The following is a 25,215-nucleotide window of genomic DNA, read 5'->3' as shown; positions in this document are numbered from 1 at the left end:
GGGGCGGTGCCGTGCGATGGGCGCCGCTTCTCGCGGGCTGCGGTGTACGCGGGCTGGGGGCCGCGGCGTACGGCTGGGGCGGGGGACCCGCCACGCAGGTGTGGCAACGGCCGCCTGTACCGGCGTACCGGATGCCAGGGCGGGGGCACGGCGGAGTGTCCCCTCAGGACGAGCGCGCAACCACCGCCCGGCGCTCGAAGCCGTGCCCGCAGGCGCGAGCCGAGGAGACATTCCGCCGGGACCCCGCCCACCGCACACCACGGCCCGGGAGGCCCCGCCCGGCAACCCTGGCCCCACGGGCCCGCCACGGCCCTACGGCGCCCGCCGCGACCGGCGGCCTGGGTCGCCGGGGCGCGTGCGGGCCGCGGGCCCGGGGGTGGGAAGCCCGAAGGGGGGCGCACCCAGCGGGTGCGCCCCCCTTCGGGGCCGTCGAGCGTGCCCGCAGGGCTACTGGCGGGCCTGGAGGAGGTCCTCCAGCTGCTCCTCGCGGGCCTGCGCGGCCACGAACAGCAGCTCGTCGCCCGGCTCCAGCGTCTCCTCGCCGTGCGGCGTGAGCACCCGGTTGCCGCGGATGATCGTGACCAGCGAGGTGTCCTCGGGCCAGTTGATCTCGCTGATCTGCGTACCCGCGACCGAGGAGTCGGCCGGCAGGGTCAGCTCGACCAGGTTGGCGTCGCCGTGGCTGAAGCGCAGCAGCCGTACCAGGTCGCCGACGCTCACGGCCTCCTCGACCAGGGCCGACATCAGACGCGGCGTGGAGACCGCGACGTCCACGCCCCACGACTCGTTGAAGAGCCACTCGTTCTTCGGGTTGTTGACGCGGGCCACCACGCGCGGCACCCCGTACTCGGTCTTCGCGAGCAGCGAGACGACCAGGTTGACCTTGTCGTCGCCGGTCGCGGCGATGACGACGTTGCAGCGCTGCAGCGCCGCCTCGTCCAGCGAGGTGATCTCGCAGGCGTCGGCCAGCAGCCATTCGGCCTGCGGCACCCGTTCCACCGAGATGGCCGTCGGCGCCTTGTCGACCAGGAGCACCTCGTGGCCGTTCTCCAGCAGTTCGCCCGCGATGGAGCGGCCCACCGCGCCTGCCCCGGCGATAGCGACCCTCATGCGTGTGCCTCCTCGGGCCCCTCGGCGAAGGCCGCCTCGACCTTGTCGATCTCGTCCGTGCGCATCATCACGTGGACGAGGTCGCCCTCCTGCAGCACCGTCTGCGACGTCGGCAGCATCGCCTCGCCCAGCCGGGTGAGGAACGCGACACGGACGCCGGTCTCGTCCTGGATCTTGCTGACCTTGTGCCCGATCCAGGCGGGGGAGGTGTGCACCTCGGCGAGCTGGACGCCGCCGCTCGGGTCCCGCCACAGCGGCTCGGCGCCCGAGGGCAGCAGCCGGCGCAGCATCTGGTCGGCGGTCCACCGCACGGTGGCGACGGTGGGGATGCCCAGGCGCTGGTAGACCTCGGCGCGCTTGGGGTCGTAGATGCGCGCCGCGACGTTCTCCACGCCGAACATCTCCCGGGCCACCCGAGCGGCGATGATGTTGGAATTGTCACCACTGCTGACGGCCGCGAACGCGCCCGCGTCCTCGATTCCCGCCTCCCGCAGGGTGTCCTGGTCGAAGCCGACCCCGGTCACGCGGCGGCCGCCGAAACCGGCGCCGAGCCGGCGGAATGCGGTGGGGTCCTGGTCGACGACTGCGACCGTATGACCCTGCTGTTCCAGGGTTTGCGCGAGGGCGGAGCCCACCCTTCCGCAACCCATGATGACGATGTGCACGGCCGTCCTTCCGGCTGTCAGCGACGCGCTGGTTCCCAGCCTCATTGCATGCTCTGGTTTAACAGGGTCTCAGACCATGGCCCAAGCTACACACGGGTGGTCACGGGTGTGGCCACTTGGGGCTTCCCGGGACCCGCCCGGGAGGTACCAGGGGCGCCCGGGGGGTATACGCGGTGTATCCCGGGTGTATCCGGGGCGCACTCGTGGTGCGGTCGTGGTGCGCTCGGGGAGGAAATGCAACGGGATTGCGGTGTGAGGGGGTGGGGGGTTCGTCAGCATGATTTCGAACGCTTACGATCCTCTCCGTGTCCAAACTGACCGACGTGCCCAAACGGATCCTGATCGGCCGGGCGCTGCGCAGCGACCGCCTCGGGGAAACGCTCCTTCCCAAGCGGATCGCCCTTCCTGTCTTCGCCTCCGACCCTCTCTCCTCGGTGGCGTACGCCCCGGGCGAGGTCCTGCTGGTCCTGTCGATCGCGGGCGTCGCCGCGTACCAGTACAGCCCCTGGATCGCCCTCGCGGTCGTCGTGCTGATGTTCACGGTGGTCGCCTCCTACCGGCAGAACGTCCACGCCTACCCCAGCGGTGGCGGCGACTACGAGGTGGCCAACACCAACCTCGGGCCGCGGGCCGGTCTGACCGTCGCGAGCGCCCTGCTCGTCGACTACGTGCTGACCGTCGCCGTGTCGATCTCCTCCGGAGTCGAGAATCTCGGCTCGGCCGTGCATTTCGTCATCGAGCACAAGGTGCTCTCGGCGATCGTCATGATCCTTCTGCTCACGCTGATGAATCTGCGCGGTGTGAAGGAGTCCGGCAAGCTCTTCGCGATCCCGACCTATGTTTTCGTCGCGGCCGTCTTCATCATGATCGGCTGGGGTGCCTGGAAGGGCATCGTCCTCGGCGAGACCATGTCGGCGCCGACAGCCGATTTCGAGATCGAACCCGAGCAGAAGGGCCTGGCCGGCTTCGCCATGGTCTTCCTGCTGCTCCGTGCCTTCTCCTCCGGCTGTGCCGCACTGACCGGCGTCGAGGCGATCAGCAACGGCGTCCCCGCCTTCCGCAAGCCCAAGAGCAAGAACGCCGCGACCACCCTCGCCCTCATGGGCGGCCTGGCCGTCACCATGTTCTGCGGGATCATCGGCCTGGCCATGGCCACCGACGTGCGGATGGCCGAGAACCCGGCCGAGGACCTGCTGCACAACGGCGTCCCCGTCGGCCCCGAGTACGTCCAGGACCCGGTGATCTCCCAGGTCGGCGAGGCCGTCTTCGGCAACGGCAGCATCCTCTTCGTCCTGCTGGCCACGGCCACCGCGCTCGTCCTCTTCCTGGCCGCGAACACCGCGTACAACGGCTTCCCGCTGCTCGGCTCGATCCTCGCCCAGGACCGCTACCTGCCGCGCCAGCTGCACACGCGCGGCGACCGGCTCGCCTTCTCCAACGGCATCGTGCTGCTCGCCGGCGCCGCCATACTGCTGGTCTGGATCTACGACGCGGACTCGACGAAGCTGATCCAGCTCTACATCGTCGGCGTCTTCGTGTCCTTCACACTGAGCCAGATCGGCATGGTCCGGCACTGGAACCGGCACCTGAAGACGGAGCGCGACGCCGCCGCCCGCCGGCGCATGCACCGCTCCCGGGCGATCAACACCTTCGGCGCCTTCTTCACCGGCATGGTCCTGGTCGTCGTCCTGGCCACCAAGTTCACGCACGGCGCCTGGGTCGCCCTGCTCGGCATGGTGATCTTCTACGGCACGATGACCGCGATCCGGAAGCACTACGACCGGGTCTCCGCCGAGATCGCCGCCGCCGAGGGCCCCAGCGACGACAGCGTGCGCCCCTCCCGCGTCCACTCGATCGTCCTGGTCTCCAAGGTCCACAAGCCCACGCTGCGCGCCCTGGCCTTCGCCAAGCTCACCCGCTCGGACACCCTGGAAGCGGTCAGCATCAGCGTCGACACGGCCGAGACCAAGGCGCTGCGCGAGGAGTGGGACCGGCGCGGGATCAACGTCCCGCTCAAGATCCTCGACTCGCCGTACCGCGAGATCACCCGCCCGGTGATCGAGTACGTCAAGGGCCTGCGCAGCGAGAACCCGCGCGACGCGGTCAGCGTGTACATCCCCGAGTACGTCGTCGGCCGCTGGTGGGAGCACCTGCTGCACAACCAGAGCGCCCTGCGCCTCAAGGGCCGGCTGCTCTTCACCCCCGGTGTGATGGTCACCTCGGTGCCCTACCAGCTGGAGTCCTCGGAGCTCGCCAAGCGGCGGGCGAAGAAGCGCCAGGACTGGAACGCCCCGGGCTCGGTGCGCCGCGGCCCGGTGGACACCCCGCGGCCGCCGAAGGCACCGACCGGCAAGGGCTGAACGGGTTGGTGAACGGCCGGACGAGATCCACGTAAACTGGTGGGTCGGTCGTCCGGCCGTTCACTTTGTGGTCTTTCTTATCCTTGGAGCCTTCCCGCCATGACGGAGCAGAACGAGAAGCAGTCACTGGTCGGGGAGGAGTACGAGGTCGAGGTCGGCCCCGTCGCGCACGGCGGCCACTGCATCGCCCGTACCTCCGAGGGCCGGGTCCTGTTCGTCCGCCACACCCTGCCCGGCGAGAAGGTCGTCGCGAAGGTCACCGAGGGCGACGTCGACTCCCGCTTCCTGCGCGCCGACGCGATCACCGTCCTCGACGCCTCCAAGGACCGCGTCGAGGCCCCGTGCCCGTACGCCGGCCCCGGCAGGTGCGGCGGCTGCGACTGGCAGCACGCCAAGCCGGGCGCGCAGCGCCGGCTCAAGGGCGAGGTCGTCGCCGAGCAGCTGAAGCGGCTCGCGGGGCTCACCGCGGAGGAGGCCGGCTGGGACGGCACCGTCATGCCGGCGGAGGGCGACAAGCTCCCGGCGGGCCAGGTCCCGCAGTGGCGCACCCGCGTGCAGTACGCCGTGGACGAGGACGGCACCGTCGGCCTGCGCAAGCACCGCTCGCACGAGATCGAGCCGGTCGACCACTGCATGATCGCGGCGCCGGGCGTCAGCGAGCTGGGCATCGAGAAGCAGGACTGGCCCCAGATGGCCACGGTCGAGGCGATCGCCGCGACCGGGTCCCAGGACCGCCAGGTGGTCCTCACCCCGCGCCCCGGCGGCCGCCTCCCGCTCGTCGAGCTCGACAAGCCCGTCTCCGTCCTGCGCGTGGAGGAGAAGGACGGCGGCGTCCACCGCGTCCACGGCCGCCCCTTCGTACGGGAGCGCGCGGACGGCCGTACGTACCGCGTGGGCATGGGCGGCTTCTGGCAGGTCCACCCGCAGGCCGCGGACACCCTGATCAAGGCCGTCATGCAGGGCCTGATGCCGCGCAAGGGCGAGATGGCCCTCGACCTGTACTGCGGCGTCGGCATCTTCGCGGGCGCCCTGGCCGAGCGCCTCGGCGAGACGGGCGCGGTGCTGGGCATCGAGTCCACGAAGCGCGCGGTGGAGGACGCCCGGCACAACCTGGCGGACTTCCCCCGGGTCCGCATCGAACAGGGCAAGGTCGAGACGGTCCTCCCGAAGACCGGCATCACGGAGTGCGACCTGGTCGTCCTGGACCCCCCGCGCGCGGGCGCGGGCAAGCAGACGGTCCGCCACGTGGCCGGCCTCTCGGCCCGCCGCATCGCGTACGTGGCCTGCGACCCGGCAGCCCTGGCCCGCGACCTGGCGTACTTCGCGGAAGCCGGCTACAAGCCCCGCACCCTCCGCGTCTTCGACCTTTTCCCGATGACCCACCACGTCGAGTGTGTCGCGATCCTCGAGCCTGCCGAAAAGGGTCGCTGACCTGCGGCTTCTCTGAGTGTGCGTTACGCGCCCGGTTCGTCGAACCGATGGTGCGGATGGGGGCGGCCCGCTTCGGGTCCGGGTGGGGCAGGAGACACGGCCAGCGGTGGAACCGTCATCGACGCGGCGGCGGGCATGGACCCTCCGTCGGCCCTGCAGGGTTTCTTGGTGCTGGGCGCCTACACCGTGATCCTCGCGGCGCTCGGGCCGAGCCGTTTCACCCGCTACGAAGCGTCCTGAACGCTCGGCAAGCTCATCCAGAACAAAGGAGAAGACACATGACCAAGAGCCGGATTCAGATGAAGGCCCGCGGTGAGGGACTGATGTGGGCGGCGGCAGCCGTATGCGTGCTCGCTGCTGTTGTCGCACCGCTGTTCGGTGACAGCGTGACCGCCATCGTGATCCCTTGCGCAGGTGCGGTGAGCATCGTCGGCGGCATCGCGTGGCTCCGCAGCAATCAGGCCTCGTAGCGCCGCCCCATGGCCGGTCGCTGCGGCGTGCGGCGCCCCGGTCCGAAGGAATGACCACCCTGTGAAGCGCTCAGCAGCCCTTCGAGCCGCCGGAGGCCTGGTCGCCGGCGCGCTCGTGGCCGGGGTGCTCACCGCCACCCGCCGGGGGCTGGCCGAAATCCTCGGCCGCACCCGCACCCGCACCCGCACCTCGGGGTTCCGGCGTGCATGAAGGGGGCGGTCCGGCAGGGTTCTTCAGGGTCACGGTGAGTGCGTTGCCGGTGGCGTGGGCCAGGGTGTGGGAGTGCTGGAAGGCGGCGGCCAGGAGGAGGTGTACGGCGGAGGGCTCCACGGCGGGGTGGCGGGCTCCGGCTTGAAGGGGCCGGCCCGGTTGGTCATGAGGATCATCATCGTGGCGGTGAAGACCAGGGTGATCACGATGAGCGCCAGACCGACGGGGTTGCGAGGGTTGTAGTAATAGCGGTTCGTCCCCCACATGCTTCGCTTGAAGACGGGTTCGTCGTCATAACGCATTCGCTGCATCCCCTTGTCGACTGCGGCCCGGATCCCCTCCCGCTTCCGCAGTCCGGCATCCGGGCGGTGCCGGCTGCCGCCGTGACATGATCCTGCCGTCCTGTGCGCGATGGTGCAGTGCCGTTGACCGGCAGTTTTTACGTCGTCTTGATGCCGGTGATCGCGCTCGGCCCAGCACGTGTCACCCTGGTCCCTGCGTCAAGGGAACGTCAGCGGGCGCGGGATCGGGGGAGCAGCATGGCCGAGGCGGCAGCGCCGACAGAGAACGTAGCGGGGTGTGCTCAGATATTGCTCGACGCCAGCGCCACAGGACGTCGGCTCACCCGCGACGAGTTGGAGTCCCAAAGGGCTCAGGGCGCGCGGGCCGCGGAAGCGGGACTGGCGCTGCGTGGCCTGATCAGGGACCATCTGGCGGCGGCGCGGGAGATCCATTCGCGGTTGCCGTCCGGCTCGATGGGCTCCCTGCTGGCAGCAGTCGAACAGGCGGTGGACGCGTTCGCCGAGGGATACGAGCGGGCACAGCACCAGGCCGTGCGGCAGGAGGAGGCCGCTCGCCGGGAGTTCGTCGACGACCTGCTCTACGGGCGCAGTGACCTGGGCAGGCTGGCTGAGCGGGCCGAGCGGTTCGGGCTCCGGCTGTCCCAGGCCCACGCGGTGGCAGTGGCCGAGGGCTCGGAGCCCTACGGTGACGGCTACCCCGTGGCCCGGGGAATCGAGGAAACCGTCCTGGCCCGGTTCGGCAACCGGCAGATCCTCCTGACCACGAAGGACGGCAGGCTGATCTGCGTGGCTCCCGGCGACCAGCCGGACGTCCTGGCCTACTTCGCCAAGCAGGCGTACGCGGCCACGGACGGCGGACGCGTGGCGATAAGCCGGTCGCACTCCGGGGCGGGAGGCGTTGTGCACGCGTACGAGGAGGCGCTCAACGCTCTCGATCTCGCGGAGCGGATGGGCCTGGAAGGGCCGGTGCTGCACTCTGCCGACCTGCTGGTCTATCCGGTCCTGACCCGCGACCGGCAGGCCATGGCCGATCTGGTGGAGAGCGTCCTCGGCCCGCTGCGGCAGGCCCGCGGCGGTGCCCAGCCCCTCTTGGACACTCTCACCGCGTACTTCGACAGCGGCTGCGTGGCGACCGAGGCGGCCCGGCGGCTTTCGCTGAGTGTGCGCGCGCTCACGTACCGCTTGGAGCGCATCCACACGCTCACGGCCGCCGACCCGGCGGACCCCCATACCCGCTACACCCTCCAGACCGCTGTGATCGGTGCCCGCCTCCTGGGCTGGCCGGACACGGTGGCGTGACGACAGCGGACCGAGGCCGCGCCGGCCGGCGCCCGTCAGGACGGGCGCAAGGCACGGAATGCCTCGTCGACCAGGGAGGGGAGGTCGAGGGCGCCGTCGCTCTCGACCCAGACGGCAAGAGCCGTGGTCACGGCGCCGAGGGCGGCAGCCGCCACGACCCGGGTGGAGAGACCGCTTTCTCCGGGGTTGCGTGACCTGAGGGCCTCGACGAACAACTGCTGGGTGGCGTACTGGTTGTCCCAGGTGCGGGCGCGAAGCGCCGGTGTCTCGAAGATGAGCCGGGTACGGGCGAGCAGGGCGTCCTTGCCGGTGGCGTACACCGCCTCCAGTCCCTGGCCGAGAGCGTTGCGGAGGGCGGTGAGGCTGTCCTCGTGCGGCGGTCTTTCCTGGATGAGGCGGGCGATCAGCGGGTCGTAGTCGTCGGACTCCACGACGGCTTCCTTGGTGGGGAAGTGCCGGAAGAACGTCATGTGGGAGACCCCGGCCGCCGCCGAGATCTCTTCGACGGTGGTGTTCTGGTACCCCTTGGCCAGGAACAGGCGCAGCGCCTCCTCCTGGATCGTCCGCCGGGTCTGCGCCTTCTTCCGTTCACGTAGTCCGGGGGCCGGTGTGGGCGTACTCATGGATCTGCCGCCTCCGGGCGTTCTCGGTGCTCGCTCACTGCATTGTGCCGTTCCCGAGTATGCGTGCCAGCGCCGCGTCCAGGGCGGTCGGCGAAGTTCCGCGCCAGGCCAGGTGGGCGTCAGGGCGTACCAGCAGGCTGTGCCGCCGGCTCCCCGGCGTGCTGAGCGCGGTCAGGCCTCCGGCGCCGAGGTGTCGCACGGCGACGGCCTCAAGGGCTGCGGGTACCGCTGCGGGTGTGAGCAGGGCCCAGCCTGTGCGCAGTTCCTCGTACAGGCGGGCGGGGGTGCCGTCCTGGCGGACGCAGGCACGGTCGGGTACCCGGTCGCCGGGGCGCGGGGCGGAGCGCGGAAGCTGACCGCCGCTACCGAGCGGGCCTTTGCGGTAGGTGAGGGTCAGCTGGGAGGACTTCTCCCAGAGCCGGCGTTGGACTGCGGGCCGGTTGAGCAGGGGGACGAAGACGTGATCGCGCATGGCCCGCGCCCACGCGGTCCGTCCGAGGACCATGCCGGTCATGGCGGTGGTGGATGCCAGTACCTCGGCTGCGATGGGCCTGCGTTCGGCCTCGTAGGTGTCGAGCAGGCCGTCGGAGGACCGCCCTGCGGCGACCAGGGCCAGCTTCCAGGCCAGGTTCTCCGCATCGCCCAGGCCGGTGTTCATGCCCTGACCGCCGAAGGGGCTGTGGATGTGCGCGGCGTCACCGGCGAGCAGGAGCCTGCCGTGGCGGTATGACGAGGCGAGGCGTCGGTGAATCCGGAACGTGGAGGTCCACAGGACCTCGCGCACGGCAGTCCGGGGAATGCCCGCCTCGTGCTGGAGCAGCTCCGTCAGCGTCTCCATCGGGTCCGTGGCGGATCCGGCCGGTGCGGGCGCCATCAGGCGCCACACGTTTTTCCCGGGCAGGGGAAACACCCCGAGCATCGTGTCCCCGCGCAGCCAGACCGCGACCGTGTCTCGGGGCACCGGCAGACGGGCCCTCACATCGGCCAGCAGGAACCGCTCGACGACGGGAACACCTGGGAAGCCGATCCCGGCGGCCTTGCGTACGCGGCTGTGCGCGCCGTCGCATCCCAGCAGCCAGTCGGTCCGCTCCTCACCGTCGCCGAGGCGGAGGACGACCCCGTCCGATTCCTGCCGCACGTCCAGCAGTTCCCGGCCCCATTCGACTTCGACGCCGAGTCCGGTCAGGCGGTCCCGGAGCCGGGTCTCGACTTCGGCCTGGGACATGAGCAAGCCGGGCCTGGTCACCAGCTTCGTGCGCTGTCCCACCGGGAGCCTCGCCAGCGGTCTGCCGTCGACATGCGTGACGACCTCGGCGATGCGCACCGATCGCTCGGGCAGGTCGCCGAGCGCCCCGAGGCGGTCGAGCACCTCCGCCCCCCGGGGCTGAAGACCCAGGGCCCGCGAGGTCGCCGCCGGCCCGGCCGCCTGGTCCAGCACGCGGACGAGGACTCCCGCCGCGCGCAGTCCGCAGGCCGCTGCCAGTCCCGTCGGCCCGGCGCCGACCACCACAACCGCCGACGAGGGCATAGCGAGCACCTTTCGTTAGTGACTAACTCAAGTTAGAGACTAACATCAACCCCCGCGGTTGGTATCCGTGCGGCGTCAAAGGGGCGTAAAGACTGCCGGTGACCGGCAATGTGCGATGGGGACGCGGCGGGGCAGGATGGGGCCGAGGCCGCGACGGCCCACGCACCTGATGCCAGGTGTCGGAAGGGAGGGGGAGGCGTGGACGAGTTCATGAGAGCCGCTCTGGGTTTCCCCACCGTGCTGTTTACAGCGGCCCTGGTCGTTGTCCTCGGGTTCTGGGTGCTCGTGCTGTGCGGGGCCGCGGATCACGATGGCGTCGGTGCTGATGCCGGCAGCGGTGCTCTGGGTATCGGTGGGGTGCCCGTCACGGTGTCGGCCTCGCTGCTGATCAGCCTGGCCTGGTTCACCAGCCTCACCGGCTCCCTGCTTCTTGCCCGTACGGGATGGCCCGGTGCACTGGTCCATTTCCTCGGCGCCGCCGTGCTGTTCGCCTCGATGTGCCTGTCATGGCTCGTGACGCGACGCCTCGTACGGCCCCTGGCCAAGCTCTTTCCTGATGAACCCGGGCCGTCCCGGCTCGACTTCGTCGGTCTGACCTGCGTCATCCGCACGGGGCGGGTGGACGCGGGCTTCGGTCAGGCCGAGGTCACGGCTGCGGACGGCGCCACCGCGATCGTCCAGGTCCGCCAGCACGGCAGGGATCCGCTCGTGCTCGGCAGCACCGCGCTGCTCTACGCGTACGACGACGCCGGCGAGTTCTTCTGGGTCGCGCCTTTCGACCAGGCGCTCGACCCGCGCGGCTGATCCGCCGCCTCCCTCAGTCCTTCGCGGGCTCTCAGCCCCGACTCCTCACGTGGGGATTTCTCATGGATGCCATCTCGGCGGGCTTTGCCGTGCTCGTCATCGTCGTACTCGTTCTCGTCGTCGCCACCCTGCTCGTGCTGACCCGGCTGTTCCGTAAGGTCGAGCAGGGCAAGGCGCTGATCGTCTCGAAGATGCGGAAGGTCGATGTGACCTTCACCGGGCAGGTCGTCCTGCCCGTGCTGCACAAGGCCGAGGTCATGGACATCTCGGTGAAGACCATCGAGATCTCCCGGACCGGCCGCGACGGTCTGATCTGCAAGGACAACATCCGCGCCGACATCCGTATCTCGTTCTTCGTCCGCGTCAACAAGACCGTCGAGGACGTCATCAAGGTCGCCCAGGCCATCGGCACTCAGCGGGCTTCGGACAAGGAGACCTTGCAGGAGCTGTTCAACGCCAAGTTCTCGGAGGCGCTCAAGACGGTCGGCAAGCAGCTCGACTTCACCGACCTCTACACGATGCGCGACGAGCTGCGGGACCGGATCATCAACGTCATCGGTACCGATCTGAACGGCTACAGCCTGGAGGACGCGGCGATCGACTACCTGGAGCAGACACCGCTCTCCCAGCTGGACGCCGGCAACATCCTGGACGCCCAGGGCATCCGGAAGATCACGGAGCTGACGGCGGTCGAGAGCGTGCGCACCAACGAGTTCCGCCAGCACGAGCAGAAGGAGCTCACCCGGCAGAACGTCGATGCCCGCGAGGCCATCCTGGAGCTGGAGCGCCGGCAGGCGGACGCGGAGATCAAGCAGCGCCGCGAGATCGAGACGGTGCGGGCGCGGGAGGAAGCGGAGACCGCGCGGGTGGTGGAGGAGGAGCGGCTGCGGGCGCAGAGCGCCTTCCTCAAGACGGAGGAGCAGCTGGGCATCCAGCGGGAGAACCAGGCGCGTGAGGTGGCCGTCGCGCAGAAGAACCGCGAGCGGGTCATCGCCGTCGAGAACGAGCGGATCGAGAAGGACCGCCTGCTGGAGGTCATCGCCCGGGAGCGGGAGACCGCCCTGACCCGGATCGCCGCCGACAAGGAGGTCGAGACCGAGAAGCGGGACATCGCCGAGGTCGTGCGGGAGCGGATCGCGGTGGACCGTACGGTCGCCGAGCAGGAGGAGTCCATCAAGCGGCTGCGGACGGTGGAGGAGGCCGAGCGGGAGCGGCAGGCCGTCGTCATCGCCGCCGAGGCGCAGGCGCAGGAGAAGCTGGTCAAGGACATCAAGGCGGCCGAGGCGGCCGAGCAAGCGGCCGTGCACCGGGCGGCCGAGGAGCTCACCTTGGCCGAGGCCCGCAACAAGACCGCCGACCTCGACGCCCGTGCCAAGATCCGCCTCGCCGAGGGCATCCAGGCCGAGGCTGCCGCCGAGGGCCTGGCCGCGGTCGCCGTACGGGAGAAGGAGGCGGGCGCGATCGAGAAGGCCGGCTTGGCCGAGGCAGGGGCGACGGCGGCCCGGCTGAAGGCGGAGGCCGACGGTGCCCGCGAGATGGCGCTCGCCGAGGCGACCGCGATCGGCGAGAAGCTGAAGGCGGAGGCTGAGGGCCTGACCGAGAAGGCGGCGGCGATGGCCGCGCTGGACGAGGCCTCGCGCGTCCACGAGGAGTACCGGCTGCGGCTGGAGGCGGAGAAGGAGATCCGGCTCGCCGGGCTGGACATGCAGCGGCAGGTCGCCGAGGCGCAGGCCACGGTGCTGGCGACGGGCCTGGAAAGCGCCGACATCAGCATCATCGGCGGCGAGTCGGCGTTCTTCGACCGGATCGTCGGGGCGATGTCGATGGGCCGTGCCGTGGACGGGTTCATGGACAACTCGCAGACCGCCCAGACCCTGGCCGGACCCTGGCTGGACGGCTCCGCCTCCTTCACCGACGACCTCACTACGGTCCTGGGCTCGGTGTCCACGTCCGACGTGCAGAACCTGACCGTCTCGGCCCTGCTGATGAAGCTCATGCCGGCCGGATCGGGACAGCTGGACGAGCTGATGGCCAAGGCCCGCCAGCTCGGCCTGGCAGACCTTCCGGTGAGCCAACTCGCCGGGCCCAAGGGCGCCGTCCTCAACGGCGCCGCCAAGAACTGACCGCCACGGGGGTGCGGTCAAAGGTTGCGGAGCCGCCGAGGAGGGGATGGCGGCTCCGCAACCGCACACCACCTGGTACACGAGGGAGCTGGAGCAGATGACGACGGGGTTGGACGCGGGGACGTACGAGGTGCTGCGCGACCGGCTGGCGGCGCAGGCCGGCGAGCTGGCCCGGCGCGCGGAGGCCCTCAACACCGCCCGGGTCGCAGAGTTCGGCGGAGCCGGGCTCACGCTCTCGGGTTCCGAGCGCATCCGCACCGAGCACAGCCGCGTACCCCGCGACATCGTCGCCGTCGGGGACGTGCTGCTCTTCGGTTTCAACGGCGCCACCGGCCAGGGCCGCGAGATGCACGTGGGGGACGTCCTCGCCCTGTACGACCGCGATCTGAATCCGCTCCCCGACGGCGCGGTGCCGGGCCTCCTCGACGACCCCGGCTTCGTCCGCGAGTTCGGGGCACTGCACCGCTACTACCAGGGCGCGCGCCTGCTCCAGCTCCGCCACATCGACGGCAAGCTGCTGGCCGTCTTCCAGACCGGAGAGCAGGCCGAGGACATCCGCGTCCTGCGCTGGTCCCTCACCTCTGCCGGCGAGGCCCGGTTCCTGGACGCCCAGGGCGAGCGCGACCACGTCTTCCCGCCCGCCCACGACGTCGAGTGGCGCGAGACCACCCGGGACGACCACGTCCTGGGCCGCCACCCCCACACCTCCATCGAGGGGCGGCTCTTCGTCTCCACGGTCGGCGGCGCGCTCACCGTCAAGACCGACAGCGACACCGAGACCGGCGAGGGCATCCACCGCGAGCCGGTCGACGAGCCGCTGCAGTCCCTCGCCGACGCCGAGGTCGCCTACGCCACCGTGGGCGGCCTGATCCTGCTCCGGATCCGCCCCTACAAGGAGGAGACCAGGCGCCACCTGGTCTTCAACACCGTCACGAACACCGTCGTCCGCCTCGACGGCATCGGACAGTCCTGCCGCCGGCTGCCTGACGACGAGGGCATCGTCTTCCCCGGCGGCTACTGCCTCGCCTCGGGCACCGTCAAAACCTTCGACCCCGGCAGCACGGACACGACGGACCTGGAATTCGAGAAGGCCGTGCGCTCTCCCAACGGAGAGGACCTCCTGTTCACCTTCCACGCCCGCGCCCAGGGACGCGGCCTGCTGCTCTCCTACAACCTGATCCGCAAGGAGGTCGCCGCCCCCATCTCCTGCCACGGCCACGCCCTGTTCGACGACGGCACCCTCGTCGTCCTGCGCGCCGAGGCCGCCGAGCCGGCCCGTATGCACCCCGTGCAGATCTGGCGCACCCCCTACACCTCCGACACCCACGAGTCCTCCTCTTCGAACGGCCCGCTCGCCCGCATCGGCAACGCCGACCTGGTCAGGGGCATCGCCGACTGCCTGTCCATCGCCAGGCAGGCCACAGAGACCGCAGCCGTGCCCTCAGGGGCGGTGTACGAGACGCTGCTCGCCGCCTGCATCCGGGCCGCCGACCGGTTCCCCTGGCTCGGCGACGCCGAGACCGGAGATCTGCACGGGCCGCTGGACGAGGTCCGGTCGACCGCCGCGCAGGTGCTGGAGGAATTCGAGAGCGTCCAGAACCTCACCCGGCAGGCTGCCGACGCCCTGGCCGAATCCGCCCAGTCGATCGCCCGGCTGGTCCGCCGCATCCGCGGCGAGGCCCCGGCCACCGCCGAGGAGTGGATCGACCGCATCACCGAACTGCGCCGGGCGCAGGGGCATGTGGTCACTCTCCAGGAGATGCGGTACGCGGACACCGACGGCATCGAGGCCCTGGCCGCGAACGTGGAGGGCGACATCACCTCCGCGGCCCAGCGTGCCGTCGCCTTCCTGCACCGCGAGGACGCCTTCGCCGCCTACCACGCCGAGGCGGCACAGCTCACCGCCGACGCCGAGGCCATCACCACCGTCGTCGCGGCCGCCCCCGTCGAGGAGCGGCTGGACGAGCGGACCTTCGGCCTCCAGAGCCTCGTCGAGATCATCGCAGGCCTGGACATCGCTGACGCGACCGTACGCACCACCATCCTGGAGCGGATCGCCGAGGTCCTCGGGTCCGTGAACCGGGCCCGCGCCACACTCGCCGCCCGCCGCCGAGAACTCCTCGACCGGGAAGGCCGGGCCGCGTTCGCGGCCGAGTTCGCGCTCCTGGGCCAGGCCGTCACCGGCGCCCTGGCCGCAGCCGCCACCCCCGAGGACTGCGAGGCCCAGCTCGCCCGGCTGCTGCTCCAACTGGAGAACATGGAGTCGCGCTTCGCCGAGCACGACGGATTCCTCGCCGAGATCACCGGGAAGCGGACCGAGGTCCACGACGCGTTCTCCTCGCGCCAGCAGACCCTCCGGGATGCCCGCGCCCGGCGCGCAGAAGCCCTCGCCGACTCCGCGCGCCGGGTCCTGGAGACGGTCACCCGCCGGGCATCGGGGCTGGAGAGCCTGGATGCTGTCAACACCTACTTCGCCTCCGACCCGATGGCGGCCAAGGTCCGCCGCACCGCCGACGAGCTCCGCCGGCTCGGCGATCCGGTCCGGGCGGAGGAACTGGAGGGCCGCCTGCTGGCCGCCCGCCAAGAGGCCGGACGGGCCCTGCGCGACCGCGGCGAGCTGTTCGCGGACGGCGGCGACACGATCCGCCTGGGCCGCCACCGCTTCGCCGTCACCCGCCAGGCGCCCGAGCTGACCCTCGTACCGCACCCGGACGGCCTGGCCTTCGCCCTGACCGGCACCGACTACCGCAGCCCGGTCACCGACCCGGAGTTCGCCACCACCCGGCCCTACTGGGACCGCCGGCTGCCGTCCGAGTCCCCGCAGGTCTACCGAGCCGAGTACCTGGCCTCCCGGCTGCTGGCCGAGCACGGTGCCGATGCCCTCAGCGCCGCCGACCTGCCCGCGCTCGTACGACAGGCCGCCGAAGCGGCGTACGACGAAGGCCACGAGCGGGGAGTCCACGACCACGACGCCACCGCGATCCTGGGCGCGCTGCTGCGGCTCCGCGAGAGCGCCGGACTGCTGCGCTACCCACCGCGCGAGCGAGCGGCGGCCACTCTGTTCTGGGCACACGCCACGACGGAGGGCTTCCGTGACACCTTCACTCGCCGGGCGGTGTCCCTGGCAAAGGCCCGCGAGACCTTCGGGCTCGCCCCCGCCATCGACGGACTGCTGGCCGAACTCGCGTCTGAGGCTGGCCGGTTCACCGACGGGGCGGCAGATCCCGGCCGCGCCGCCGAGTACCTCTTCGAGGAGTTGGTCTCCGGCCCCGCCGGATTCGCGGTGTCCGCCCCGGCCCGCACCCTCCTCGAGAAGTTCCACCGCAGCGTAGGAGCGTCCCCGTACGACCAGGACCTGGCCGCTCTCCCCGACCTGGCCGTACGCCGGCACCTCGTCGAGGGCTGGCTCACCTCCTACGCGGCGGCCTGCGGCGAGGACATCGACGCGGGCGACATCGCCGAGGCCGCCGCCGTCGAACTGTGCCCCTCCCTGGAGCGCTACGACGTCACCGGCGAAACCACGGCGACCGTCACCGGGCTGCTCGGCACCCATCCGCGGATCACCGGGCGCTCCCTGAACCTACGGCTGGACGAATTCCTCTCCCGCACCACCGACTTCGCGGCCGAGGCCGTCCCGGGCTTCCGCACCTACCAGCAGCGCCGCAGCACCCTCCTCGCGTCGATGCGCACACAGCTGGACATCGACGCGTTCCGGCCCCGGGTCATGTCCTCCTTCGTCCGCAACCGGCTCGTCGACGAGGTCTACCTGCCCCTCATCGGTGACAACCTCGCCAAGCAGCTCGGTGCGGCCGGGGACGCCAAGCGCACCGACAGCAGCGGCTTGCTCCTGCTCCTGTCACCACCCGGCTACGGCAAGACCACGCTCGTGGAGTACGTCGCCGAGCGCCTCGGGCTGCTCCTGGTCAAGGTGGACGGACCGGCCCTCGGGCACCACACCACCTCCCTCGACCCGGCCGAGGCTCCGGATGCGGCCGCCCGCCGCGAACTGGCGAAGATCGCCTTCGCACTCGCGGCCGGCAACAACGTCCTGCTCTACCTCGACGACATCCAGCACACCTCGCCGGAGTTCCTCCAGAAGTTCATCCCGCTGTGCGACGCGACCCGCACCCTCGGCGGGCGCGACCTGCGCGGAAAGCGGTTCGCCGTCTGCATGGCAGGCAACCCGTACACCGAGTCCGGACAGCGCTTCCGCATCCCCGACATGCTCGCCAACCGCGCCGACGTCTGGAACCTCGGCGACGTACTGACCGGAAAGGAGGAGGCCTTCGCCCTCAGCTTCGTCGAGAACGCCCTCACCTCCAACCCGGTCCTCGCCCCGCTCGCCGCCCGGGACCGAGCCGACCTGGAGCTGCTCGTACGCCTCGCCGCCGGCGACCCCACCGCCCGCCGCGACCGGCTCACCCACCCCTACGCCGCGGCCGAACTGGACCGGATCCTCGCCGTCCTGCGCCACCTGCTCACCGCCCGGCGGACCGTCCTCGCGGTCAACGACGCCTACATCGCATCCGCGGCCCAGACCGACGCGAGCCGCACCGAGCCGCCCTTCCGGCTCCAGGGCTCCTATCGGAACATGAACAAGATCGCGGCTCGCATCTCCCCGGCGATGAACGAAGCGGAACTGGCCGCGCTCATCGACGATCACTACACGTCGGAGGCCCAGACCCTCACCACCGGAGCCGAGGCCAACCTCCTCAGGCTCGCCTCCCTCCGCGGCGCCCTCACCGACGTCCAGAAGGCCCGCTGGGCCGAGATCACCGCCTCCTACATCCGTACCCAGGCCCTCGGCGGCTCCGGCGAGGACCCCCTGAGCCGGGCGGTGGCTGCCCTCGGCCTGCTCGCCGACCGGGTGGCTGCCGTGGAGAGCGCCATCACCCGCGCCACAGACCCCCGCCACCTGCTCGTCCGCCCGAACGGCAGGCACGCGGCCCGCGAGGAGTGAGTGGTGTCAGGCACCGGAGTGGCGTCCGTGATCCTCTGCGAAGGCCTCGAAGACCTGCTGCGGCGTGCCCCGGGTGTGGAGGAAGCGCTGGTCGAGGATGACGGCGAGGTCTTCAAGCGCGGCGCGCAGCACGGCGGCTGACAGCCTGACATCGGGGTGCCGGGCACCAGCCGCCCGGTCGGCCAGGGTGCATACGTAGGTGATGTGGCGGGCCAGGGAGGTGCGGTCGTCGCCGTCGTAGAAGTAGTACGACTCGGCGTACTGCATGAAGTCGACCGAGAGCACCGAGATCCCGGCCGCCAGGCTGTCGAGGATCGCCGCCCCCGCGTCCGTGTCGATCTGCTCCGCCGTGGGATGGGTGCGGGAAAGGTGGGAGAGCCTGAGCGCCATTGCCCGGCGGCGGGCCAGCGCCGGGTAGATGCCGAGCGTCCAGGAAACCGTCGCGGTCAGCAGGACGAAGCCGACGAGGGCCTCCAGTGGAGCGAGGATCCGTAGCCATCCCGCGGTGGGCGCGATGTCACCGAGGCCGAGCGTGGAGATGTGGACCAAGGAGATGTACAGAGCGTCCGTGAACGACGAGTGCTCGGCGGGGAGCAGCCCGGCCGTGTAGGTGAACGCCTGCGGCATGTGCGGCCAGTAGATCAGTGCCCACCCCACGACCACGGTCAGCGACCACAGCGCCACCACGGCCACCATCGCGATCGGTCCGGCCAGGCCGGACGCACGACGGCGCGAGGTCACGGAGGCGGACAGCCGCCACAGCCCCGTCATGACCAGCTTGCTCAGACCACCGTGGCTCGTCGGATGCCACAGCGTGTGGAAGACATCCCGCAGGACGAACAGCACCAGGGCCGCCCCCGCGATGTTGGCCAGCCAGTTCACCTGGCACCCCTTTCTCTCGTCGGCCGAGGCCATCTCGCCCAGTGACCCATCGGCACGAACCGCAGTAGACCGGACAGGGTCGTTCGCCCAGTAGAACCTCTCCCGGCGCCGTGCAGGCCATCACGGCGCCCGAGGGGGCGTCGAGCATGCGGGGGACGGCGTTCAGTGGCATCACGGCATAGAGGCAGAGGCAGAGGCAGAGGCAGAGGCAGAGGAAGGCCCACGCGTAGGGGCGGACGGCCGGCCGCCGTCCGCGCAGCCCACGCGGCGTCCAGCCCCTGAGTATCGCCAGCCCCAGGGGGAGCACGAGCAGTGTGCCTACCGCCAGCGCGATGCCGTGGTACTGGGGATTTCCGTTCATGGACAGCTCTCCGATGTGTACGCCCACGATGGCGGGCCGATGAGTGACGCGTTTATGCCGGAGTCCGGCAATGTGTGGCCGTCCGGACTGCCGTCAGGGCCCCGTCAAGACGGCGTAAGGGATAAGTAAAGTAGCCGGTGGAGTGCCGGGAAGCCTGGTCGGCGGATACGGAACACATCTCTTCTGGAATCGGGGGCTTCTGCCATGGTGCTCGTCGCTGTCTTCGGCGTGGCGTTGCTGATCGCGGTCCTGCTCTCCGGCCTCGCCGCCCGCACGGTGCTGTCGACCTCGCTGCTGTTCCTCGTGGGCGGAGCGCTGGTCAGTGACGGGTTCCTCGGGCTGATCCACATCACCGCCGACAGCCCGATCGTCGCTGTCACCGCGGATCTGGCCCTGTTCGCCGTGCTGTTCACCGACGGCATGCACGTCTCCTTCCCGAAGCTGCGCGAGAACTGGAAGAACCCGGCCCGCGCACTGGGGCTCGGCATGCCGCTGGCCATGGTCGGCATGGCTCTGATCACCCACTACCTCGTCGGCCTGGACTGGACGACGTCCTTCCTGGTCGGTGCGGTGCTGGCACCGACGGACCCGGTGTTCGCCTCCGCCATCGTGGGGCGCAAGGAGGTTCCGGCGAAGCTGCGCCAGCTGCTCAACGTGGAGAGCGGCATCAACGACGGTCTCGCCCTTCCGGTGGTCCTGATCCTCATCGCCGTCGCAGGACCGACCTCCGGCCGGATGCCGGCATCCATCCCGATGATCGGCCTGGAGCTCGGGCTGGGCCTCCTCTTCGGGATCGTCCTCCCGCTCGCGGTCGCCGGCCTGGTGCGGCTGCGGCTGCTGGGCGCGGAACCCAAGCTCCAGCCGCTGCTGCCCCTGGCGACCGGCATCATCCTGTACGGGCTGTGCCACCTCACCCACGCCAACCCCTACCTGACGGCCTTCTCCGCCGGCGCCGTCCTGGCCTCCGTCTCGCCCGAGGCCAAGACGGTCTTCGAGCCGCTCGGCGAAGCGCTGGCGGAGCTCGCGAAGTTCGCCGCCCTGCTCGTCTTCGGCGCCCTGCTCACACCCCAGCTCTTCGGCGACCTGTCCCTCGGCGGGTATGCGGCCGTGATCCTGGCGATCGTCCTGATCCGCCCGGCCTCGCTGCTCCTGTCGCTGCTGGGTACCCGGCTGGAGCGGCGGGAGAAGCTGGTCGCCGCGTGGTTCGGCCCCAAGGGCTTCGCATCCGTCGTCTACGGTCTGCTGGTCCTTCAAGCAGGTATCCCGCAGGGCGAGGAGGCGTACACCCTCATCGCGATCTGTATCGCCTTCTCGATCATCGCCCACAGCAGCACCGACGTACCGATCGCCCGACTCTTCCACGTCGACGACCTCGCCGGAATTCCTGCCGCCGGGTCGCCCAGGCCAGCCCACCCGCAGGTCACCGATGACCGGGAGACCAGCCGCGTCCCGTCGTAAGACGGGTCACGGCCGGCGGACACGCGCCCGGCGCAGGCGTCGTCTGCAGGCCGGGGGCGTGCCGGCCTTCCTCGGCGGGCTGGGCGGATCCGCGGTGGCCGCCGCCCTGTTCGCACGGCTGCCGGAACCGTAGAGGACGAGCACGCCCATGCAGCGGCCGGCTCCGGCTTTGGCCGTATGCCTTCGTCGCGGCTAGGGTGTGCCGCCGTACTCGGCGGATCGCTCCCTGGGGAAGGTGGGAATGGGGCTCATTGATGCAGACCACGTGGGGCTGGTCGTCGCGGCGCAGGCCGGTGAGGATCGGGCGCGCGAGGAGCTGATCGCCGCGTACCTGCCGTTGGTCTACAACATCGTCGGGCGAGCGCTGAGCGGACATGCCGACGTCGACGACGTCGTCCAGGAGACCCTGCTGCGCGCGGTGCGTGACCTGCCCGCCCTGCGTGCCCCGGAGAGCTTCCGGTCCTGGCTGGTGTCGATCACGCTCCGCCAGATCAACAGCCACCTGCACCGGCAGCACGCCCTCGCCGACCGGACCACGGTCATCGACGAGGCACGCCGGATACCGGACGCCGGCGCCGAGCCCGTGGACGTGACGATCCTGCGGCTGCACGTGTCGGACGAGCGGCGCCGGGTCGTCGAAGCCGGCCGGTGGCTCGACCCGGACCACCGGCTGCTGCTGTCGCTGTGGTGGCAGGAATGCGCCGGCCTGCTCAGCCGGGAGGACATGGCCGCCGCGACGGGGCTCACGGTCGCGCACGTCGGAGTGCGCCTGCAACGCATGCGCGAGCAGCTCGAACTGTGTCGGACGATCGTCGCCGCGCTGGAGGCCGACCCGCGCTGTCCGCAGCTGGACGGGACCGTCGCCGGCTGGGACGGTGACCGTGCGTCGGTGTGGCGCAAGCGGATCGCGCGGCACACCCGTGACTGCCCGGTCTGCATGGGGACGTCGGCGGAACGGGTTCCGGCCGAGCTGCTGCCCCTCAGCCTCACGACGCTGGCCGTCCCGGCCGCACTGATCACCGCGCTGGCAGCCAAGGGCTTGCTGTCGGGTACGGCAGCGAGCGCCGCCGGGCTGGCCGCGGCCCCCGTCGCCGTCGGCACGGCGACGGGGGGAGGCGGTCTGCACAGCGCTCTGACCGGCAAACTCCAGGCGGTGACCGCTCATCCGCTGGTGAGCCTCGCGGCCGGCGCGGTGTTCGTCACCGGAACCGTCACCTACGCGACCTGGCCCGAACCGGCGCCCCGAGTGCCCGGCGCCACCGCCGCTCCCACGGTCGCCGCTCCCACTCCTCTTCCCTCGCGCACCGCCACCTCAGCCGGACCGTCCCCGGCGAGTCCGTCCCCGGTGAGCCCGCCCCCGGTCGGCCCGTCCGCCGTCGCGGGCACCGTTGCGCTGGGCGCACGGTCGCTGGAGTCCGCGGACAGTCCCGGCCTGTTCGTCACGTACACGGGCGACTTCGCGTCGCTCGGCGGCGTCGCCGCGTCCAGCAGCGCGCAGGCACGTCAGCGGGTCACCTACACGGTCGTCGGGGGACTGGCCGACCCGCGCTGCGTCACCTTCCGCGCCGCGGACGGCCGGTATCTTCGCCATCACTACCTGCGGCTGCGGCTGAGCACCGACGACGGCAGCGCACTGTTCCGTGAAGACGCCACCTTCTGTCCGCGTCCCGGGGCGGTCGCCGGGTCCGTGACCCTGCACGCGCACAACTATCCGGGATCGGTCCTCCGTCACCGCGACGGTGGCATCTGGCTCGACGGCTCCGACGGCACGCGGGCCTTCGCCGGCCAGGCTTCCTTCATCGTGCGCACCCCCGGGGCCTGAGCACCACTCCCCGGGCGGTCCCGGCCGAGTCGCACGGTCCCGGCCGGTGGTCCTCCAGCACCAGTCCCCACGGTTGCGCCCCACCGCGGCCGGCGTTCACCGCTGATCGGTGCAACGCCCCTCTCCCGCGGGCGCGCGCGGCCTTCCCACGGCGCCCGGCATAACACTTTCTGCCCGCGAGATGCATCACTGGGCAATCCCGCGGGCGGCGCCACTTTTCTGTTACGAGACCGCGTGCCCACAAGCCTCCACTTCAGGGGTGTCTTTCCCGCCGCCGTCATGACGTGCCGACGCGGCAGGGTCCCGACCTCCCTCACCGACGTATCCCCTGAAGAGAGCCCCTCACATGACGCAACACACCCACGAACCCGGAACGACCGGTACGCAGGACCCCGGAGCAGAATCATGAAGGGCCTGCACCGGCTCCGCCGGGGTCGCCGGACATGGGCGGCAGGACTGTCGGCCACGGCGCTGGTGGCCGGCGCCGTGACGCTCCTCCCCAGCTCCGCCGGAGCCGCGGGCCTGGGGACCCAGGCCGGTCCCTCGGGCAGGTACTTCGGCACGGCCGTGGCCGCCGGCAGGCTCGGCGACTCCGCGTACACCGCGATCGCGGACCGGGAGTTCAACATGATCACCCCGGAGAACGAGATGAAGTGGGACACCGTCGAACCGTCCCGCGGCAATTTCAACTTCGGCCCCGCGGACCGGATCGTCGATCGTGCCCTGGCACGCGGCCAGCGCGTGCGCGGCCACACCACGGTCTGGCACTCGCAACTTCCCGCCTGGGTCGGCTCCATCCGCGACGCGCAGACGCTGCGCGGTGTGATGAACCATCACATCACCACCCAGATGACCCACCACAAGGGCAAGATCTACGCCTGGGACGTGGTCAACGAGGCGTTCGCCGACGGCGGCAGCGGCCGACTGCGCAGCTCGGTCTTCAAGGAGGTGCTGGGCGACGGCTTCATCGAGGAGGCGTTCCGCACCGCCCGCGCGGCCGACCCGTCGGCCAAGCTCTGCTACAACGACTACAACATCGAGAACTGGTCGGACGCCAAGACCCAGGGCGTCTACCGCATGGTCAAGGACTTCAAGTCCCGTGGCGTGCCGATCGACTGCGTCGGGTTCCAGAGCCACTTCGGGGCGGGCGGCCCGCCGGCGAACTTCAAGAACACCTTGGCCGGCTTCGCCGCCCTGGGCGTCGACGTCCAGATCACCGAGCTGGACATCGCCCAGGCATCGCCCATCCACTACGCGAACACGGTCAGCAGCTGCCTGTCCGTGGCCCGGTGCACCGGCATCACGGTGTGGGGTGTCCGTGACAGCGACTCCTGGCGCAGCGGCGAAAGCCCGCTGTTGTTCGACAGCGGCGGCAAGCCCAAGCCCGCGTACACCGCCGTTGTGAGCGCTCTCCAGTCCGGCTCCGGTACCACCCCGGGCAAACCGACCGACGGTACGGGGGAGATCAAGGGCGTTGCCTCCGGCCGCTGTCTCGACATCCCCGGCTCCGCCACCGCCAACGGCACCCGGGCACACCTGTGGGACTGCAGTGGACAGGCGGGCCAGCGCTGGACCTACACCGCCGCCAAGCAACTGAAGGTGCACGGCAACAAGTGCCTGGACGCCAAGAGCAAGGGCACCACCAACGGCACCCCCGTGATCGTCTGGGACTGCAACGGCGGCGCCAACCAGCAGTGGAAGATCAACCCCAACGGCTCGGTCACCGGCGTCCAGTCCGGGCTGTGCCTCGACGCCGTCGGCGCCGCCACCGCGAACGGCACCACGATCCAGCTGTACGCCTGCGCGGCCGTCAACAACCAGAAGTGGACCCGGACCGCCCCGTCCGGGACGGGCAGCGGCACGTGTGATCTCCCGGCGACGTACAAGTGGAGCTCGACGGGTCCCCTCGCACAGCCGTCGAACGGATGGGCCGCGGTGAAGGACTTCACCCACGTGGTGCTGGGCGGCAAGCACCTGGTCTACGCGTCGAGCGCGGCGGGAACCTCGTACGGCTCGATGGCGTTCAGCCCCTTCACGAACTGGCCGGACATGGCGTCGGCCGGGCAGATCCGGATGAGCCAGAACGCGGTGGCGCCCACCCTGTTCTACTTCGCGCCCAAGAAGATCTGGGTGCTGGCGTACCAGTGGGGTGCCTCGCCCTTCAGCTACCGCACGTCGAGCGACCCCTCCAACCCCAACGGCTGGTCCGCGCCGCAGCCGCTGTTCACCGGCAGCATCCCCCGCACCGAATCGGGCACCGGACCGATCGACCAGACCCTGATCGCCGACGAGAAGAACATGTACCTGTTCTTCGCCGGTGACAACGGCAAGATCTACCGCGCGAGCATGCCGATCGGGAACTTCCCGGGCAACTTCGGCTCGTCGTACACGACGGTCATGAGCGACACGGAGAAGAACCTCTTCGAGGCACCGCAGGTCTACAAGGTCCAGGGCCAGAACCAGTACCTCATGATCGTCGAGGCTCGGGGTGTGAACGAGCGGCGCTACTTCCGCTCGTTCACGGCCTCCAGCCTGAGCGGTGCGTGGACCCCGCAGGCCGACAGCGAAAGCAACCCCTTCGCGGGCAAGGCCAACAGCGGCGCCACCTGGACCGACGACATCAGCCACGGTGACCTGATCCGCACCAACCCCGACCAGACCATGACCATCGACCCCTGCAACCTGCAGTTCCTGTACCAGGGCAAGTCCCCCACCGCGGGCGGACCCTACGACCAGCTGCCGTACCGGCCGGGCGTCCTCACCCTGCAGCGCTGACCTGCCCGATCCACGGTTGCACAAGGAGAAA

Annotated in this window: 17 protein-coding genes; 11 read left to right on the top strand and 6 right to left on the bottom strand. The window is 70.6% G+C overall.

Going from position 1 to position 25,215, the window contains the following annotated elements:
• Nucleotides 1-447: 447 nt before the first annotated feature.
• Nucleotides 448-1,110: a potassium channel family protein gene (locus AAT21_RS27350; RefSeq protein WP_046779602.1), complete on the bottom strand. Its 663-nt coding sequence runs from the start codon at nucleotides 1,108-1,110 to the stop codon at nucleotides 448-450.
• Nucleotides 1,107-1,775 carry a potassium channel family protein gene (locus AAT21_RS27345; protein ID WP_030838372.1) on the bottom strand — a complete coding sequence of 223 codons (669 nt, stop codon included), beginning with the start codon at nucleotides 1,773-1,775 and terminating at the stop codon, nucleotides 1,107-1,109. The genes AAT21_RS27350 and AAT21_RS27345 overlap by 4 nt, the downstream gene beginning before the upstream one ends.
• 305 nt (nucleotides 1,776-2,080) lie before the next feature.
• On the opposite strand from AAT21_RS27345, the gene AAT21_RS27340 reads away from it, so the two are divergent.
• From AAT21_RS27340 to AAT21_RS37790, 4 genes are all read left to right on the top strand, one after another.
• On the top strand, nucleotides 2,081-4,135 hold the full coding sequence (locus AAT21_RS27340; protein ID WP_046779601.1) for an APC family permease: 2,055 nt from the start codon (nucleotides 2,081-2,083) through the stop codon (nucleotides 4,133-4,135).
• A gap of 99 nt (nucleotides 4,136-4,234) precedes the next feature.
• On the top strand, nucleotides 4,235-5,566 hold the full coding sequence (locus tag AAT21_RS27335; RefSeq protein ID WP_046779600.1) for a class I SAM-dependent RNA methyltransferase: 1,332 nt from the start codon (nucleotides 4,235-4,237) through the stop codon (nucleotides 5,564-5,566).
• A gap of 278 nt (nucleotides 5,567-5,844) precedes the next feature.
• Complete coding sequence (locus tag AAT21_RS27330) at nucleotides 5,845-6,036, top strand: hypothetical protein (protein WP_046779599.1); 192 nt, start codon at nucleotides 5,845-5,847, stop codon at nucleotides 6,034-6,036.
• 61 nt (nucleotides 6,037-6,097) lie between these two features.
• On the top strand, nucleotides 6,098-6,247 hold the full coding sequence (locus AAT21_RS37790) for a hypothetical protein (protein ID WP_157879800.1): 150 nt from the start codon (nucleotides 6,098-6,100) through the stop codon (nucleotides 6,245-6,247).
• Between the two features lie 29 nt (nucleotides 6,248-6,276).
• On the opposite strand, the gene AAT21_RS36160 is transcribed toward AAT21_RS37790, so the two are convergent.
• Nucleotides 6,277-6,549, bottom strand: coding sequence for a hypothetical protein (locus AAT21_RS36160; RefSeq protein WP_079025988.1), 273 nt, complete (start codon nucleotides 6,547-6,549; stop codon nucleotides 6,277-6,279).
• Between the two features lie 237 nt (nucleotides 6,550-6,786).
• On the opposite strand from AAT21_RS36160, the gene AAT21_RS27320 reads away from it, so the two are divergent.
• Nucleotides 6,787-7,848, top strand: a complete 1,062-nt coding sequence (locus tag AAT21_RS27320) for a PucR family transcriptional regulator (RefSeq protein ID WP_046779597.1) — start codon at nucleotides 6,787-6,789, stop codon at nucleotides 7,846-7,848.
• A 35-nt stretch (nucleotides 7,849-7,883) separates the two neighbouring features.
• Here AAT21_RS27320 and AAT21_RS27315 read toward each other — a convergent pair whose 3' ends face one another.
• The gene (locus AAT21_RS27315; protein ID WP_046779596.1) at nucleotides 7,884-8,471 is read right to left on the bottom strand and encodes a TetR/AcrR family transcriptional regulator; all 588 of its coding nucleotides are present in this window, start codon (nucleotides 8,469-8,471) and stop codon (nucleotides 7,884-7,886) included.
• Between the two features lie 34 nt (nucleotides 8,472-8,505).
• Entirely contained in the window at nucleotides 8,506-9,999 is a 1,494-nt protein-coding gene (locus tag AAT21_RS27310) for an FAD-dependent monooxygenase (RefSeq protein WP_046779595.1), read from the bottom strand.
• Nucleotides 10,000-10,197: 198 nt separating this feature from the next.
• Between AAT21_RS27310 and AAT21_RS27305 the strand changes: the two genes are divergently transcribed.
• The 3 genes from AAT21_RS27305 (at nucleotide 10,198) to AAT21_RS27295 (ending at nucleotide 17,886) form a co-directional block, all read left to right on the top strand.
• The gene (locus tag AAT21_RS27305) at nucleotides 10,198-10,803 is read left to right on the top strand and encodes a hypothetical protein (protein WP_046779594.1); all 606 of its coding nucleotides are present in this window, start codon (nucleotides 10,198-10,200) and stop codon (nucleotides 10,801-10,803) included.
• A 62-nt stretch (nucleotides 10,804-10,865) separates the two neighbouring features.
• Nucleotides 10,866-12,926, top strand: a complete 2,061-nt coding sequence (locus AAT21_RS27300; RefSeq protein ID WP_046779593.1) for a flotillin family protein — start codon at nucleotides 10,866-10,868, stop codon at nucleotides 12,924-12,926.
• Between the two features lie 97 nt (nucleotides 12,927-13,023).
• Nucleotides 13,024-17,886 carry a DNA repair ATPase gene (locus AAT21_RS27295; RefSeq protein ID WP_046779708.1) on the top strand — a complete coding sequence of 1,621 codons (4,863 nt, stop codon included), beginning with the start codon at nucleotides 13,024-13,026 and terminating at the stop codon, nucleotides 17,884-17,886.
• Nucleotides 17,887-17,892: 6 nt separating this feature from the next.
• Here AAT21_RS27295 and AAT21_RS27290 read toward each other — a convergent pair whose 3' ends face one another.
• Entirely contained in the window at nucleotides 17,893-18,768 is an 876-nt protein-coding gene (locus AAT21_RS27290; protein ID WP_046779592.1) for a potassium channel family protein, read from the bottom strand.
• 565 nt (nucleotides 18,769-19,333) lie between these two features.
• On the opposite strand from AAT21_RS27290, the gene AAT21_RS27285 reads away from it, so the two are divergent.
• The 3 genes from AAT21_RS27285 (at nucleotide 19,334) to AAT21_RS27275 (ending at nucleotide 25,184) form a co-directional block, all read left to right on the top strand.
• Nucleotides 19,334-20,587: a cation:proton antiporter gene (locus tag AAT21_RS27285; protein ID WP_046779591.1), complete on the top strand. Its 1,254-nt coding sequence runs from the start codon at nucleotides 19,334-19,336 to the stop codon at nucleotides 20,585-20,587.
• A gap of 241 nt (nucleotides 20,588-20,828) precedes the next feature.
• A complete protein-coding gene (locus AAT21_RS27280; RefSeq protein ID WP_046779590.1) occupies nucleotides 20,829-22,409 on the top strand; it encodes a sigma-70 family RNA polymerase sigma factor in 1,581 nt (526 codons plus the stop codon).
• 405 nt (nucleotides 22,410-22,814) lie between these two features.
• Nucleotides 22,815-25,184 carry a non-reducing end alpha-L-arabinofuranosidase family hydrolase gene (locus AAT21_RS27275; protein WP_046779589.1) on the top strand — a complete coding sequence of 790 codons (2,370 nt, stop codon included), beginning with the start codon at nucleotides 22,815-22,817 and terminating at the stop codon, nucleotides 25,182-25,184.
• Nucleotides 25,185-25,215 lie beyond the last annotated feature (31 nt).

Origin of the sequence: Streptomyces yangpuensis (genome assembly GCF_001005295.1) — a bacterium.
In the GTDB taxonomy this organism is placed as follows: domain Bacteria; phylum Actinomycetota; class Actinomycetes; order Streptomycetales; family Streptomycetaceae; genus Streptomyces; species Streptomyces yangpuensis.
The sequence above is the reverse complement of the archived record's forward strand: the minus strand, read 5'-3'. Positions and strand labels throughout refer to the sequence as shown.